Annotated in this window: 15 protein-coding genes; 2 read left to right on the top strand and 13 right to left on the bottom strand. The window is 63.0% G+C overall.

The features are described 5' to 3' along the window. Window positions 1–21: 21 nt before the first annotated feature. Both ACXMDM_RS06810 and ACXMDM_RS06805 read right to left on the bottom strand, forming a co-directional pair. Window positions 22–243 (bottom strand): DUF3143 domain-containing protein, encoded by a 222-nt coding sequence (locus tag ACXMDM_RS06810; RefSeq protein ID WP_311134195.1) that lies wholly within the window; start codon window positions 241–243, stop codon window positions 22–24. Next, window positions 230–763: a J domain-containing protein gene (locus ACXMDM_RS06805; RefSeq protein ID WP_071802197.1), complete on the bottom strand. Its 534-nt coding sequence runs from the start codon at window positions 761–763 to the stop codon at window positions 230–232. The genes ACXMDM_RS06810 and ACXMDM_RS06805 overlap by 14 nt, the downstream gene beginning before the upstream one ends. A gap of 56 nt (window positions 764–819) precedes the next feature. Between ACXMDM_RS06805 and rsmG the strand changes: the two genes are divergently transcribed. Then, window positions 820–1551, top strand: a complete 732-nt coding sequence (gene rsmG / locus ACXMDM_RS06800; protein WP_071801120.1) for a 16S rRNA (guanine(527)-N(7))-methyltransferase RsmG — start codon at window positions 820–822, stop codon at window positions 1549–1551. A gap of 42 nt (window positions 1552–1593) precedes the next feature. Here rsmG and ACXMDM_RS06795 read toward each other — a convergent pair whose 3' ends face one another. From ACXMDM_RS06795 to ACXMDM_RS06770, 6 genes are all read right to left on the bottom strand, one after another. Beyond that, window positions 1594–2754, bottom strand: a complete 1161-nt coding sequence (locus ACXMDM_RS06795; RefSeq protein WP_083544658.1) for an aldo/keto reductase — start codon at window positions 2752–2754, stop codon at window positions 1594–1596. Between the two features lie 38 nt (window positions 2755–2792). Next, window positions 2793–3173 (bottom strand): ferredoxin, encoded by a 381-nt coding sequence (locus ACXMDM_RS06790; protein ID WP_071801118.1) that lies wholly within the window; start codon window positions 3171–3173, stop codon window positions 2793–2795. A 6-nt stretch (window positions 3174–3179) separates the two neighbouring features. Continuing rightward, window positions 3180–3572 (bottom strand): DUF1257 domain-containing protein, encoded by a 393-nt coding sequence (locus ACXMDM_RS06785; protein WP_071801117.1) that lies wholly within the window; start codon window positions 3570–3572, stop codon window positions 3180–3182. A 41-nt stretch (window positions 3573–3613) separates the two neighbouring features. Further along, window positions 3614–3826 carry a DUF2997 domain-containing protein gene (locus tag ACXMDM_RS06780; protein ID WP_071802196.1) on the bottom strand — a complete coding sequence of 71 codons (213 nt, stop codon included), beginning with the start codon at window positions 3824–3826 and terminating at the stop codon, window positions 3614–3616. 91 nt (window positions 3827–3917) lie between these two features. Continuing rightward, window positions 3918–4721, bottom strand: coding sequence for a HEAT repeat domain-containing protein (locus ACXMDM_RS06775; RefSeq protein WP_071801116.1), 804 nt, complete (start codon window positions 4719–4721; stop codon window positions 3918–3920). Between the two features lie 21 nt (window positions 4722–4742). Then, the gene (locus ACXMDM_RS06770; protein WP_255448082.1) at window positions 4743–4868 is read right to left on the bottom strand and encodes a DUF8624 family small hydrophobic protein; all 126 of its coding nucleotides are present in this window, start codon (window positions 4866–4868) and stop codon (window positions 4743–4745) included. A 131-nt stretch (window positions 4869–4999) separates the two neighbouring features. Here ACXMDM_RS06770 and ACXMDM_RS06765 point away from each other — a divergent pair, with 131 nt between their 5' ends. Next, window positions 5000–6235: an AmpG family muropeptide MFS transporter gene (locus tag ACXMDM_RS06765; RefSeq protein ID WP_233830649.1), complete on the top strand. Its 1236-nt coding sequence runs from the start codon at window positions 5000–5002 to the stop codon at window positions 6233–6235. A 33-nt stretch (window positions 6236–6268) separates the two neighbouring features. Here the strand turns inward: ACXMDM_RS06765 and ACXMDM_RS06760 are convergent, their stop codons facing one another. The 5 genes from ACXMDM_RS06760 to ACXMDM_RS06740 form a co-directional block, all read right to left on the bottom strand. Beyond that, entirely contained in the window at window positions 6269–7123 is an 855-nt protein-coding gene (locus ACXMDM_RS06760) for a GIY-YIG nuclease family protein (protein ID WP_071801115.1), read from the bottom strand. Window positions 7124–7225: 102 nt separating this feature from the next. After that, on the bottom strand, window positions 7226–8311 hold the full coding sequence (rlmN, locus tag ACXMDM_RS06755; protein WP_233830647.1) for a dual-specificity RNA methyltransferase RlmN: 1086 nt from the start codon (window positions 8309–8311) through the stop codon (window positions 7226–7228). Next, window positions 8302–8478: a CAB/ELIP/HLIP family chlorophyll-binding protein gene (locus ACXMDM_RS06750; RefSeq protein ID WP_071802193.1), complete on the bottom strand. Its 177-nt coding sequence runs from the start codon at window positions 8476–8478 to the stop codon at window positions 8302–8304. The genes rlmN and ACXMDM_RS06750 overlap by 10 nt, the downstream gene beginning before the upstream one ends. A gap of 5 nt (window positions 8479–8483) precedes the next feature. After that, window positions 8484–12566 carry a DNA-directed RNA polymerase subunit beta' gene (locus ACXMDM_RS06745; RefSeq protein WP_071801114.1) on the bottom strand — a complete coding sequence of 1361 codons (4083 nt, stop codon included), beginning with the start codon at window positions 12564–12566 and terminating at the stop codon, window positions 8484–8486. Window positions 12567–12628: 62 nt separating this feature from the next. Next, on the bottom strand, window positions 12629–14533 hold the full coding sequence (locus ACXMDM_RS06740) for a DNA-directed RNA polymerase subunit gamma (protein ID WP_071801113.1): 1905 nt from the start codon (window positions 14531–14533) through the stop codon (window positions 12629–12631). Between the last annotated feature and the right edge of the window lie 7 nt (window positions 14534–14540).

The raw sequence follows: 14540 nt of genomic DNA, 5'->3' as shown, positions 1-14540 counted from the left end.
GGCTTGAGCTTCGCCTTGGGATCAGGGCCCAGCCAGGATGGCTGATTCCACGTCGGCACGGGAGAGGCCGTAGGAGAACAAGCGCACGGTGGTGCGGCCCTGCTGCTGCCAGCTCACCTTGAGTTCCTCGACCTCCAGTTCAATCAAGGCACTCCAGAGGGGTTGGGGCAGGTCCCAGCTGCTGGGATCCGCCTGGCTCCGGGCCGCACCCAGCTCCACCAACCAGCGCTCAAGGGCCGGCAAAGGATGGCTGTAGAGGGGGGTGTGGCGTGATGGCAGCGCGGTCATCCCCGATGTCGTCTGTTGGCGGAAGGGCAGTCTGCACCGCTGGGGCCTCCAGCCAGCTGATGGAGGGGGTGACCAGCTCCATGCCCCGCCACCAGGCCAGGCTGATGCCAAGCACCAGGCTCAGCAGCAGGGCCCCCGCCAGCAGAACCAGGGCAAACCACTCGCCGCCCGAGAGGGCCCGGCGCACCGACTGGACTCTCTCGACCCGCCGCACCAGCACTGGCGGGGGAGCTACCACCTGCAACTGGTTGTCATAGGCCCGGCGTTGATTGGGATCGCTCAAGGTGAGATAGGCCAGCTGCAGAAGCCGAAATCTGTTCTCCGCATCAGCGGCCGGCAGGCTGGTGGTATCGGGGTGATAAAGCTTGCTGAGAGAACGGAAAGCTCGCCGCAGATCCTGGGGCGTGGCGCTCTGGGGGAGCTGCAGCAATTGGTAGTGATTTGGGGCCGACGAGGCGGTTTCGCTACCTGCCACCAACCACGCCCGCAGACTGCGCCATCCTAGAGAAACCTTCCCTGATTGATGCGTGGATGGCTGCTGAGCAGGACGACGCGGTGTGGTCCGCTCTGGCCTGGCAGCCATCGGCAACGCAACGCGAACAGTTCCTGGCCTTGCAGCAGGTCCTGCGCCACTGGAACAGCCGCCTCAACCTCACCCGGCTTGTCGAGGGCGACGACTACTGGATTTCCCAGCTCTACGACAGCCTCTGGCCCTGGCAACAGCTGCTGCGGCAACCGCCCACCGCACTCTCGCTGATCGATGTCGGCACCGGCGGCGGTTTTCCAGGACTAGCCCTGGCGATCGCCCTACCCCAGGCCCAGGTCACCCTGGTCGATTCGGTGGGCCGCAAAGCGGAAGCCGTACGGGCCATGGCCCATAGCCTGGGTTTGAGCCAGCGGGTCATGGTGCGCTGGGAGCGGGCGGAGACCACCGGCCAAGACCCTGATTGCCGTGGCCGCTTCGACTGGGCCCTGGCCAGGGCCGTGGCGGCGGCGCCAGTGGTCGCGGAATATCTGGTGCCCTTGCTGGCTCCCACTGGCCACGCCCTGCTGTATCGCGGCCAGTGGGAGCCAGCCGATCAGCAAAGCCTGGAGCGGGCGCTGCAGCCACTGTTGGCGGCCGCCGAGCGGGTGGAGCGCTGCGACCTCCCATCGGCTCGTGGCGTGCGCCACGCCGTGGTGCTCCGGCCCCTGGCCCCCTGCCCGGCCAGCTATCCCAGGCCGGTGGGCGTACCGGCCAAGTTGCCACTCGGCGTCCTCTGACCCCACACACAGGGGAGCCCTGAGGATCGTCTTGGGAGATCGTCAGTCCGCCGTGATCAGAAGCTGGCTGGGGCTGCCCCCCAGCCGCTGGCGCAGGCGGCGCAGGAGGTCTGGGATCTGCTCGGCCCAGGGGCTATCGCCCAGCACCGCAAGCAGCTCGCCTTCAGAAACGCCGTGATCGAGCGCATCGGCATTGGCGCCGGGGAACCAGTGGTCACCCTGGCCCAACAGGCCATAGCGGGCCCGCCCGTAGCTCTCCAGATCCCAGGCCTCCAGCAGATTGTGGAGCCAGAGCAGCACCGGCAGGTTGATGCCGCCGGGCGTGTCGGGCCACTCCGGCAGCCCCTGGGACCAACTCTCCAGCCAGGCGGCGCCGAGGGTCTCTGCCCGGGCGTTCTCCAGGCGCTCCAGGATCGGCGGCAACAGGCGAGGAGCCTGCGGCAGCAACGCCACGGCTTCGAGGTGAAGGTCGAGATCGGCCGGACCGGCCGCACCCACACTGATCGTGTGGATTCCTGGAGCCGAGAGGCAGAACAGATCGTTGAACACGATCGGGTGCAACGGCGCACAGAGTTCGTTCAAACGCGGCGAAGGGCTATGCAGGTGGCCCCCTTTGTCGGTGGGGCTGATCACGAAGAGGCCCATGTCGTGGGCACGGGCGGCATCAATCGCCGGGCCGTTCTGCTGGCGGATGAAATACCAGTGCAGATTGATGTAATCGAAGGCATCCGATTCGATCGCCTCAAGAATCAGGGGCAGTGGCGCATGGGTGGAGAAACCGATCGAACCGATCCGGCCCTGCTGCTGCCAACGCCTGGCCACCTCCAGGCAACCACCGGGGAGCAGGGTCTGCTCCAGGTGCTCGGGAAGGTTGAGGCCATGAATGGCCAGCATGTGCAGGTGCTGAGCTCCCAGCCGCTCGAAACTGCGCTCCAGTTCGGCCTCGAACACGGCCGGGTCTGGGTTGGGTGGAACCTTCGTCTGCAGGAGGCGCTGGGGGTCTGGCACCTCGGGCAAGAGCCAGCCCAATTGTCTTTCTGAGGTGCCGTAATGGCGTGCCGTTTCGATGTGGTGCATCCCCACCGCCACGGCGCGCTCGACGGTGGCCCGAACCTGGTCCTGGCTTGTGGCAGTGATCTGATCAGCGGGCAGATCACTCCAGCTCTGCTGGTAGCGCATGCCGCCCAGAGAAAGCAGCGGCATGGCCAATTCGGTGCGCCCGAACCGCCGGGTGGGCACACTCAATGGCGGGGAAGCGTGCGCTTCATGCGGGAGGAAGACGGCAACCCAAGCGGCTGGATTTCCTGATTCTGCAAATGCTCGTCGAGGGCCGCCACCTCCTCATAGGCCACCCAGTGAATGCAGTCGACCGGGCAGGTATCGATCGCCTCCTGGATCTTTTCGGTGCTGTTGCCGTCCTGGCGGATGGCGCGGGAGCGGCCCCAGAGGGGTTCCACCAAAAAGGTGTTTCCAGCCACATGGGCGCAGTAGCGACAGCCGATACAGACGGCTTCATCCACCCAGACGGCTTTTTGCCGGAGCGAACCACCCAGAAGCGGCTCCTCGCCGCTGGCACTGGACCGGACCTGGGCCGGTGCGGTGAAGGCGAGCGACGGATCCATCACAACTCAGCTGTCCCAGCGGGTCACCACCAGTTCAATGCTGCCGTCGGTGTGCTGCGACTGTTCACTCACCTGAAAACCTTCCTGAGTGGAGGCCGCCAGGATCGTGCGCAGGGCGTAGCGCTGGGTGAGCTGGGCCAGGAAACGCTCCACCGGCACCGGCTGCTTCCAGAGGTCCAGGTCAGTCACCAGCTCATAGCTGCCGGATTGCTGGTTCCAGCGGAAACCGATGTCACCGCCTTCGCTCTGGGGCAAGGCCAATTCGGCGAGCACGGTCTGGCCGCGGTAACCCCGCACCGGACGCTCACCCAGTTCAGGCTCATGGCCCAGGTCACGGAGGGCCTCAAGGAGGGCGTCGCGATCCTTGAGTTCCGTTTTGACGGTGCTGAAGTGGGACATCGGATCGGCTGGCGAACGAAGGAAAGGGAACAGACCTGAAGTCAGGAGGCCGACTGCTGGAGGGGCAGGCTGGGGGTCAGGGTCTGGGGCTGGGCTTGGAACGCTTCGGAGGTGCTGCGGCGCTGCTGAACAGTGCCAAGCCTGGCCTCGATCCGCTCGGTGAGCTGTTCACAGCCGGCCCCCAACACTCCTTCCACCACCTCTTCCACCCGGCCGTCGGGCCGAATGCGAAAACGAATGGTGTGTTGAGACATCACGAGGTCAGTCGTGGCTCTCAACATTAACCGGGTTCCAGCTCAGCTGAGAGATGCGAGACCAGCGGTGATTTAACAGCCAGCAGCCCATTCAGCTGAGCAGGCCCTCTTCCACCAGCGTCTGAATCTTCTCAAGAACGGCGGGGCTTTCGAGTTGCTCCAACGCCACCCTGGCCTCATCGCGCACGGTCGCGTCGATGTCCTTGAGCATCACCAGCACCAGCGCCTCCACCAGTACCTGCTGACGGGGCTCAACGAGATGGTCGTAAAGACGTCCGAGCGACCAGGCGCTGTTGCTGCGAACGGCAGGCTCACTGTCGATCCGCAGGCTGAGCAACAGCTGACCCGCGGCCTGGTCGGCCTTGGCCGCGCCGGTGCTGCCGGCATCGGCGAGGGACCCGGCGGCCCAGAGCCGCACGGCCGCTACGTCCACCTGCAGGGCCCGGATCAACGGCAGCAACACCGGGGCCTCGGGGTAGTTGCCCAGGCTCCAGGCCACGGCCTTGCGCACATAACCGTTGCTGTCGTTCTGCAGCAGGCTGAGCAGGGGCTCCACAGCCTGCCGATCGGGGTTACGGCCCAGTGCATAGACGGCGCTCATCCGCAGAATCGGACAGCTCGCCTCCAGCAGGGGCAGCAGCCTTGGAATGGCGCGGGGGTCGCGGTGTTCGCAGAAGATCCGCAACCCCTGCATGCGGTCTTCGTGGCGGCCAAGGGCGAGCAGCTCAAGACCGAGATCGCACTCGGCGGCGATGTCGGAGCTGGAGAGCTCAATCGTGTCGAGAGCATCGAGCGGATCGACGGCCAGCTCTTCGGCCAGCTCCCCGGCCAGCAGTTCCGGATCGAAGCCAAGCTCAGCGGGGCTGGTGGAAAACGGCGGCACAGATTCCGGCATGGGCTTTTCTCTGCTCCCCGCTCATCCCGCAGGAGCCGGGGCCATCATGTCGCCGGGCAGCCAAAGCCGGGCACTCACAACGAACAGGGCCAGGCCGAACAACAGCACGATCGCGGCCGGCAGCAAGGTGGAGCGGATGAAGGACACAGGCCGTGATCGGGTTTCCTCGCATTCTGAACGCATAGGGTTCGCCCAGTTGTGCCTGGTCTGTGCACCCTGAAACTCTGCCCCCTGACTCGACATCGGGTCATTCAGGAGGCGACGCCCGCTCGCGGCTGGTGGCCGTGGCCGCCCAGGGAGTGGCCAGCGGCACCCCCTACATGGTGGGCAGCAGGCTGCTGCAGGGTTGGCTGGCTGCCAGCAACGTGCCCCTCAGCCTGATCGGCCTGCTTGGCCTGGCGGAGCTGCCCTACACGCTCAAAATGTTCTGGGCGCCGTTGCTGGATCGCTGGCCTTTGCAATGGCCAGACCGGCGTCGGGGCTGGTTGCTGGTGCTGCAGCTCACCCTGGTGATGGTGATCGGGGCCATGGCCCTGCTGCGGCCCAGCTCCGATGCGGCCAGCCTGACGCTGATCGGAGTGATGGCGGTGCTGCTGGCCGTGGTCAGTGCCAGCCAGGACATTGCCGTGGACGCCTACCGCACCGACCTGCTGCCAGCCAGCGAACTCGGCGGTGGTGCGGCGGCCTCTTCGCTGGGATACCGGGGGGCGATGTTGGCGATCGGCGCCGGCGGCTTTGTGCTGGCCGGTCGCTTCGGCTGGCCGGTGGCCTTCCTGGCCGCCGCCGCCCTGATGCTGGCCGTGGTGCCGTTCACCCTGGCGGCGCCACGGCTGGCTCCGATCGTCCATCCGGTGACGAGCCTGCGCCAGGCGGTGGTGGGGCCGGCGAAAGAATTTCTGCGCCGCACAGGCGGCAGCCGGGCGCTGCTGATCCTCTTACTGGTGCTGCTCTACCGCTGGCCTGATGGACTGCTGGGGCTGATGGTGGTGCCGTTCTTGATCCAGGAAGGCTTTGCGCCGGAGCTGATCGGAACGGTGCAGGCGGGCTGGGGCATCGCCGCCACCATGGCCGGCACGGTGTTGGGGGGCGTGCTGTTTGCGCGCCTTGGCATGAACCGCTCGCTGTGGCTGTTTTCAATTGCCGGCGCGATTGGCAACTTGAGTTACTGGGCGCTGGCCCGTTTTGGCGGTGGGGTGCCGGGGTTGCTGGTGGCGGTGAGCTTGGAGAACCTGGCGGGCGGAATGGTGGGAGCGGTGTTCGTGGCCTTGCTGATGAGCCTGTGCAATCCGCGTTTCTCCGCGACCCAATACGCCCTGCTCTCCGGGGTCTATGCCCTGAGCCGATCAATCCTGGCCGCCCCGGCAGGTGTGGTGGCCGAGCAGGTGGGCTGGCCCAGCTTTTTCCTGTTCACGGCCTTGGCGGCCCTGCCGGCTTTTCTGCTGATGCTGCGACTCACCCCCTGGAGGGGCAACGGCGTGATCGGCGCGTTTGATCCGATTCGCGACGCCACTTGAGCTATCAGTTGCTGGCTCAGCTCAAGTGAGAGGTCAGACCTCTTCTATTTCCTTGAGCGTTTTTCCAGACTTATCGCGCCATGCGGTGAGACCGTTCGCCCCACCGCCGTGTATCACTGCCGCTGCAGCACTTGGGCTCGAAAATTCTGTGCTCTGGCCAAAGACGAAGACACCCTCCTTTTCGACAAGAGTTCCGTTTTTGATGAGCTTCTGTCTCAGGACAACAACAAACGGGTGTTGGACCTCAGCAGAAGGACGTAGGGCCAGCACAGCCGTCGAATCCTTAAAGACAACGAACCCGGTCTCTGTTCTCCTGCCATGCGCCAAAGCATTCTTAATCTTGCAAACGAGGTTTGGCTGATCCTTCGTGGGGCTGGCGGATCCAGCAATGGGGGCAAGCAAGTCTGAGCCGAGTACTGGCAACACCTGCCTAATTTTGGAGAGATAAACTTCCATTTCCTCACGATCAGACTCAGGCAACTTGGGGTTGCTTCCGTTCACATTTTCGAGCTCGTACCGCCCCGCAATCTTCGATTCTTGCCACAGACGGTTCTCCAAGAACCGCACATGCGCCTTGGTGAGGTTTTCGTCCTTACTGACAAAGACAACGACTGAGCTCCAGAATTCCAAAGCCTTGGCCTTGTGTTGCTTCAACCGATCTCTGATCACTTCAGCTTCACCGATATAAGCCTGAGGATTCCCCGTATCGGGATTTGTTCCAAGCAAGAAGTAGATCCCTGCGCTTTCAAGCTCCTCCCGCGCAAGAAGGTCGTCAAGCTCCGTTCGCGGCGCCGCAAGTGCCTTACCTGTCCAATTCGAAACTTCGCCAACCCGAAGTCGCTTGGCATCTCCGTACAACAGGAAGAGTTTGATCGTGGCAGAAGTCATGCGAGCTGGCTACGAGCTGGTTACGCACTTCGTGGTGCACAAGCTGCTTGAGGAGAGCGAGCCACAACCCATCACTGATTAAACCTGCAAACCAGCCAACCGTTAACCCACCGCCACCCGCCGCCGGAGCTGGCCGCAAGCGGCATTTTCGTCCAGTCCCCGGCTGGCGCGCACACTCACCGCCACATGGCGCAGCTCCAGCGCAGATTTGAAGGCCGCCACACGCTGCGGGCTGGGGCGCTGGAAATCTTCCTCGTCGATCGGGTTGTAGGCGATCAGATTCACATGGCTCTGGAAACCGCGCAGCAACTGGGCCAGGGCCGCCGCCTGGCGGGGGTGGTCGTTGAGGCCGCCCAGCAGGATGTATTCAAAGCTGATGCGCCGGCCGGTGGCGGTCACATAGTGGCGGCAATCATCAAGAAGTTTGGCAATCGGGTAGGCATGGGCCGTGGGGATCAGCTCCTCGCGCAGCGCTTGGTCGGGGGCATGCAAGCTCACCGCCAGGGTGAACTGATTGCGACCCAGGCGCTCGGTGGCAAGGCCGGCCAGTTTCGGAATCTGGCCGGCCACGCCCACCGTGCTCACGGTGATCTGGCGCTGGGCCATGCCCAGGTCGCTGCAGAGGCAGTTGATGGCCTCAAGCACTGCTTCGGTGTTGAGAAGGGGCTCGCCCATGCCCATGAACACCACGTGGCTGGGGCGTTGCTGCATCACCTCGCGGATGGCCAGCACCTGGTCGATGATCTCGTGCACCTGCAGGGAACGTTGCAGGCCGCCTTTGCCGGTAGCGCAAAAACGGCACCCCATCGGGCAACCCACCTGGCTGGAGACGCAGACCGTCAGACGGTCTTTGCTGGGAATGCCAACGGTTTCGAGGCTGAGGCCATCGGCGGTGGAGAGCAGCAGCTTGGTGGTGCCATCCCTGGCCACGCTGCGTTGCAGCTCATTGGAGCGGCCGATCGGATCAGCGCCGGTTTCCTGTGCTTCGCCTGCAAGCTGCTCACGCCAGAGCTTGGGCAGAACATTGATCTGTTCAAGCCGGCGGGCCCCTTTGGCGTAGAGGCCATCGTGAAGCTGCTTGCCGCGATAGCCAGGTTGCCCTTGGGCCTTGGCCTTGGCTTCTAAAGCAGCAAGACCTAAGCCAAGCAGGGGCACAGCCGCAGGCAAACGATCAGGACTCAGGGCCACGCCAGCAACCCATGGCCCAACTGCCACTCCAGACCAACCAAGGCCATGAATCCGAGCATCGCTAAACGACCGTTCAAGCGCTCGGTGTGGCGGTGGAAGCCAAAACGTGGCAACTGGCGCTTCGGCACCAGCCGTGGCTGCAGCGGCAGCGTTGAATCAAGCGTCATGCTGCTCATTCCTCGCTCAGCAGGCCTTCATCCTGGAGGCCCTCGACGGCAGCAGGATCAGGGATCAGCTCCTCTTCCAGGCCCTCTTCTGTGGTTGGCCGGGCAAAGGCGGCGAAGGCGCTCTTGGTGGCTTCCAAGCCCCGCTGAATGCGAACAGCATCGAGCTGAGCTTCAGAGGGATCGTCGAGCACGGCCTTGGCGCTGATCTGGGGAGCTGTCGGCATCTCGACGGTGTAGTCGGGACGCAGATTGGGCATGCGCCGGTAGCCGCCGCCTTCTTCATCAAGAATGTCGGGGTGAGGACCGGCCTCAGCGCGCAATTCTTCTTCAAAGCCACTGAAGCCCGTGCCGGCCGGGATCAGGCGACCGATGATCACGTTCTCCTTGAGGCCGCGCAGCCAGTCGCTCTTGCCCTCGATCGCCGCTTCGGTCAAGACCCGGGTGGTCTCCTGGAAGCTGGCGGCAGAGATGAAGCTGTCGGTGTTCAGCGAAGCCTTGGTGATGCCCAGCAGCACGGGTGTGAACTCAGCCGGCGCCCCGCCGGTGATCGCCATCGCCTGGTTCACCTGCTCCACCTGACGCAGCTCGATCAGCTCACCGGGCAACAGGGTGGTATCACCGGCATCCTCGATGCGAACCTTGCTGGTCATCTGGCGCACGATCACTTCGATGTGCTTGTCATCGATGGTGACGCCCTGGGATTTGTAGACGTTCTGCACTTCCTGCACCATGCGGAACTGCAGTTTCGAGATAGCTTCCTGGGCCGCCTCCATCGAGGGCTTGCGGCTGCGCAGGTCGTCGAAATAGCACTCCAGCAACTCGTGGGGGTTGATCGGACCGTCGGTGAGCATCTCACCAGCCGTCACCTGCTGGCCGTCGTTGACCATCACGTTGCGCCCGAGCAGGATCGGGTAATCGGTGGTGACATCGTCGTGTTCGATCACCGTGACGGTGACAGAATCATCGTCTTCACCGAACTTGATCTGGACCGTGCCGGGCTTGCGGCAGAGCACCGCCGATTCCCTGGGACGGCGAGCTTCAAGCAGCTCCTCGATCCGGGGCAGGCCCTGGACGATGTCACCAGTTTTCTGGCGCTCAAACACCAGCAGGGCCAAAGCATCACCCCGCTGCACCAGTTCGCCATCGCGGACGTGGAGCACCGAATCCGGTGACACCATGTAGGGGCGACCAAGGCGGATCGTGATCTTGCCAGGATCCAGGGCTTCCACCTGGCCGCAGCAAGGGGCCATCACCCCTTCGGCCAGCAGCTCACCATCAACCAGGCGCTGGCCGACGGAAACAACCGGCTGGGCCTTGCCGATATCAACGGTGCGGGTGTCATTGGCCCGCTCAACGATCATGCGGCGGACGGGTTCGCCATCGATCAGATCAGGCAGTTGAACAATGCCGTTCTCCTTGCCAAGGATCTGGGTCGTGGCCACCACATCGCCACGTTTGACGGAAACACCGTCCTGCACCTGCAGCTCAGTGTGGGTGGAACCATGGCTGGCGTCAGAGAGGGTGTCGCGGCGAACCAGCAGGGTTTCCAAGATGACCAGCTGCAGTCGCTCGATCGTCTTGGCACGCTTGTCGGGCACCGCTTCCACATCCACCGTCATCTGGGGAGTGGTGTCAAAGGTGTCGAGGATCAGCTGGGTGCGCAGCAGTTCAATGCCCTCCACCGACTTAATCAACTCACCATCTTTGTAGGTGAGGCGTTGGATCGCCTTGAGACCCATCGACGGGCCGCCATTTTGCTTGACACTGCCGAGATCGGGCAGATGGGCCTCATCGGGAATGGCATATTCCTCCACAGGGCGCAGCAACAGAGCACCGCCTTCAGGCGTATCCACAGCCTCAACAAACACCATCGCTTCGGTGGTCAGGCCTGAGGCAAGCTCGTCACCGGGGTTGTGCATTTTGCCCTCATCGCTGTAGCGGGAGAGCACCTTGCTGTCGGCCACCAGATGGAGGCTGCCGGAGCGCACAATGATCTCCCGCAGAATGTCGTTCTTCTGGGTCACCGTGACGATGCCGGCGGTCTGGGAGAAGATGTCCTTAACCACTTCAGTGCCGGCCTCGATCCACTGGCCGTCCTCGATCATCAGCAAGGAAATGTCCTTGTTGATCTCGTGGGTTTCCTGGGGAACCCAGAGCAGGGTGCCGCCTTTCGACACCTCAAAACCATTCTTGGCCGAACGTGCCTTCTTGATCGAGAGGCCTGGGGCGTACTTGACGATGCCACCGGTCTGGGTGCGGAAGCGATTATCGGCGAGTTCGGCGATCACCTCGCCATTGCTGATCTTGCTGCCTGGCATCGTCTTAAGCAGGTAGCGGATGTTGTCCTTGCCTTCGAGGTGCCAGATCTCGCCGGAGTGGGTGGATTCACCAACCAATTTGCAGTCTTTGAGGGTGAGGCTCGCAGTGACGATCTGCACCTCACGTGAATCACCTGCGGATTCACGCAGACGAACGGCGCCGCCATGCTCACTGACCAGACGGCTTTCCGCCAGCACGTCACCATTGGTGACCTCAGAGTTCCCCTCGACTACAGGAATGGCATTGGGGGGAAGGTTGTAGACATCGCCAGACAACACCCACAGCCGTCCGAGCCGCTGGGCCTTCAGGGTGATGTTGTTCTGGCGATCGGTGACCTCCCGGGGCTGGATCACCTCCTCGTAACGCACCTGACCAGCCAGGTCGCAGATCACATCCTTTGTGGCCTTCTCAACGCTTTTCTTGACCGAGGACCCCGTGGAAACCTGGGTCATCACCGTATCGGCTGGAACGGCGTCACCATCGGCAACGAACAGAATCGAGCCCGGGGTGATATCAACTTTCTGGGCCTTCTGTTTTCCGGCGAACTTGACCTGCAAGGTGAAGTCGGTTTCGGACACCTGGGCCTCCACGCCATGGGGGGTGCGGAACGGACGCAGGCGGGCTTTGGGGCCGAACTCGACGACGCCCTCAAGGGTTTTGTGGGAACGCACCACGCCACTTTCAGCCGTGGACACACCACCGGTGTGGAAGGTACGCATCGTCAGCTGGGTGCCGGGCTCGCCGATCGACTGGGCGGCGATGATCCCCACCGCTTCACCGACATCCACCAGCTGGTTGTGGGCCAAGGCCCAGCCGTAGCACTTGCGGCAGACGGAGCGGGCGGCCTCGCAGGTGAGCGGTGAGCGCACCACCACGGTTTTGACGCCGGCGGCTTCGATCGTCGCGGAGAGTTCAGGGTCAATCTCGTCATCACGATCAGCGAGCAGCTGCTGGCTCTTGCCGCTGCCGATGACAACAGGTTCAGCGGCGAGACGCCCCACCAACTTGGCGAAGAAGCGGCCCTTTTCATCGGCATGGATCGGGATGCCCCGGGTAGTGCCGCAGTCGTCTTCACGCACGATCACGTCCTGAGCCACATCCACCAGACGGCGGGTCAGGTAGCCCGAGTCAGCGGTGCGCAGAGCCGTGTCGACCAGGCCCTTACGGGCGCCGTAGGAGGAGATCACGTATTCAGTGACCGTCAGACCCTCGCGGAAATTGGTACGGATCGGCAGGTCGATGATCTCCCCCTGGGGGTTGGCCATCAAGCCCCGCATGCCCACCAGCTGCCGCACCTGGGACATGTTCCCCCTGGCGCCGGAGTTGGCCATCATCCAGACCGAGTTGAGCGGGTCGTTCTCGTTGAAATTGCGACGCACCGCCGCCACCAGGCGCTCGTTCGTTTCCGTCCAGGTGTCGATCACCTTGGTGTGGCGTTCCACTTCGGTGATCTCACCTAGCCGGTAGCGCTCCTCGGTGGCTGTGATCTGCTCTTCGGCCTGCTGGAGCAAGGCCGCCTTGTCGCCAGGGATACGCAGATCCTCAACCGAGATCGACACAGCCGCCTGGGTGGCGTAGTGGAAGCCGAGATCCTTGAGATCATCCGCCATCGCTGCTGTGGCCGCCGTGCCGTGGTGCTTGTAGGCCCAGGCCACCAGATTGCGCAGCGATTTCTTGTCGATCTCCCGATTACGAAAGCGGGGGGGCTCCTTGCTCAACGGAGCGATGCGGCCCAGATCTGACGTGGATTTGGAAGGGGTGGTGGTCATGGCGGCGCGCAGTTGAGAAGGACTGGGAACGGTTGAACGGGGAAGGGCTGGAGAGCTGAAGCTCAGACGACGCCGACAGAACTGATGATTGTGGTGTTCATCACCACCCGGCCCACTGTGGTGAGGATGTAGCGACTGATCAGGGCACCATCTTCATCAAGGCGATCACGGCGGTACTTCCACTGCTCGATGCGAGTGCCGTCGCTGAGGGTTTCCTCCTTGATCGGGGTTTCGCCTTCGTCGTCGTCGTCAAGCTCACCGCTGAAGCGCACCCACACCCATTCGTGGATCTTGAGGTGGCGTTCATCGAAGGCATTGAGCACGTCGGGCAGGGCCGAGAAGGTGCGGCTGCGGTCACCGAAGTCAGGCTTGGACTCCTTGCGATCCACGGCTGTGAGGTAGTAGATACCCAGCACCATGTCCTGGGACGGGGTGATGATCGGCTCACCGGTGGCCGGTGAAAGGATGTTGTTGCTGGCCAGCATCAACATGCGGGCTTCCGTTTGAGCCTCGATGGCCAGGGGCACGTGAACGGCCATCTGGTCACCGTCGAAGTCGGCGTTGAAGGCCGGGCAAACCAGGGGGTGCAGCTGGATGGCCCGACCATCGACAAGCTTGGGCTCGAAGGCCTGGATGCCGAGACGGTGCAGGGTGGGAGCCCGGTTGAGCAGGATCGGGTGACCTTCGATCACCTCCTGAAGCACCTGCATCACCTCATCATCGGCGCGCTGAATCAGCTTTTTGGCGGCCTTGATGTTGTTGACGATGTTCTGCCGGATCAGGCGATGGATCACGAAGGGCTGGAACAGCTCGATCGCCATCTCCTTGGGCAGTCCGCACTGGTGCATCTTGAGCTTGGGGCCCACCACGATCACCGAGCGGCCGGAGTAATCAACCCGTTTGCCGAGCAGGTTCTGACGGAAGCGGCCCTGTTTGCCCTCAATGATGTCGCTGAGTGATTTGAGCGGCCGGTTGTTGGCCCCCACCACGGTGCGTCCGCGGCGGCCGTTGTCGATCAGGGCATCAACAGCCTCCTGCAACATCCGCTTTTCGTTGCGGACGATGATTTCAGGGGCGAGGATTTCCTGCAGCCGGGCCAGACGGTTGTTGCGGTTGATCACCCGCCGATAAAGGTCGTTGAGGTCGCTGGTGGCGAAGCGGCCACCATCAAGCTGCACCATTGGCCGCAGATCCGGTGGGATCACCGGGATCGCATCGAGCACCATCCACTCGGGGCGGGCATCGGTGGCGATGAAGTTGTCGATCACGCGCAGGCGCTTGATCAACTTGGCGCGTTTTTGGCCTTTGCTGCCGGCGATGTCTTCGCGTAGCTGCTCGGCGATTTCTGCAAGATTGAGATCCTCAAGCAGGCTTTTGAGGGCTTCGGCGCCGATGCCGACCACCGGCTCATTCTCAATCTCAGAATCTTCGGCGTAGATCTGATCCTCGATCTCCAGCCATTCATCTTCGGTGAGCAGCTGCTTGTAGGTGAGATCCTTGTGATCGCCCTTATCAAGCACCACATAGCAGTTGAAGTAAACGATCTGCTCCACATCCCGCAGCGGCATGTCCAGCAGGATCGCCACATAGCTGGGGATCCCCTTGAGATACCAGACATGGGACACCGGAGCCGCCAGCTTGATGAATCCCATGCGGTGCCGGCGCACCCGGCTTTCGGTGACCTCAACGCCGCAGCGCTCGCAGACAATCCCCCGGTGCCGCACCCGCTTGTACTTGCCGCAATGGCATTCCCAGTCTTTGGAAGGTCCGAAGATCTTCTCGCAGAACAGCCCGTCCATCTCGGGCTTGAGGGTGCGGTAGTTGATCGTTTCGGGCTTGGTGACTTCGCCCACCACTTGGCCATTGGGAAGCGTGCGTTGCCCCCACTGCCGGATCCGCTCGGGAGAAGCGAGCGTGATCTTGACGTAGTCGAAGTGGTTCTCGATGCGGGAGTTGCTGTTGGTCATGGCCGGG

It is taken from the genome of Synechococcus sp. CS-603, assembly GCF_977929215.1.
The sequence above is the reverse complement of the archived record's forward strand: the minus strand, read 5'-3'. Positions and strand labels throughout refer to the sequence as shown.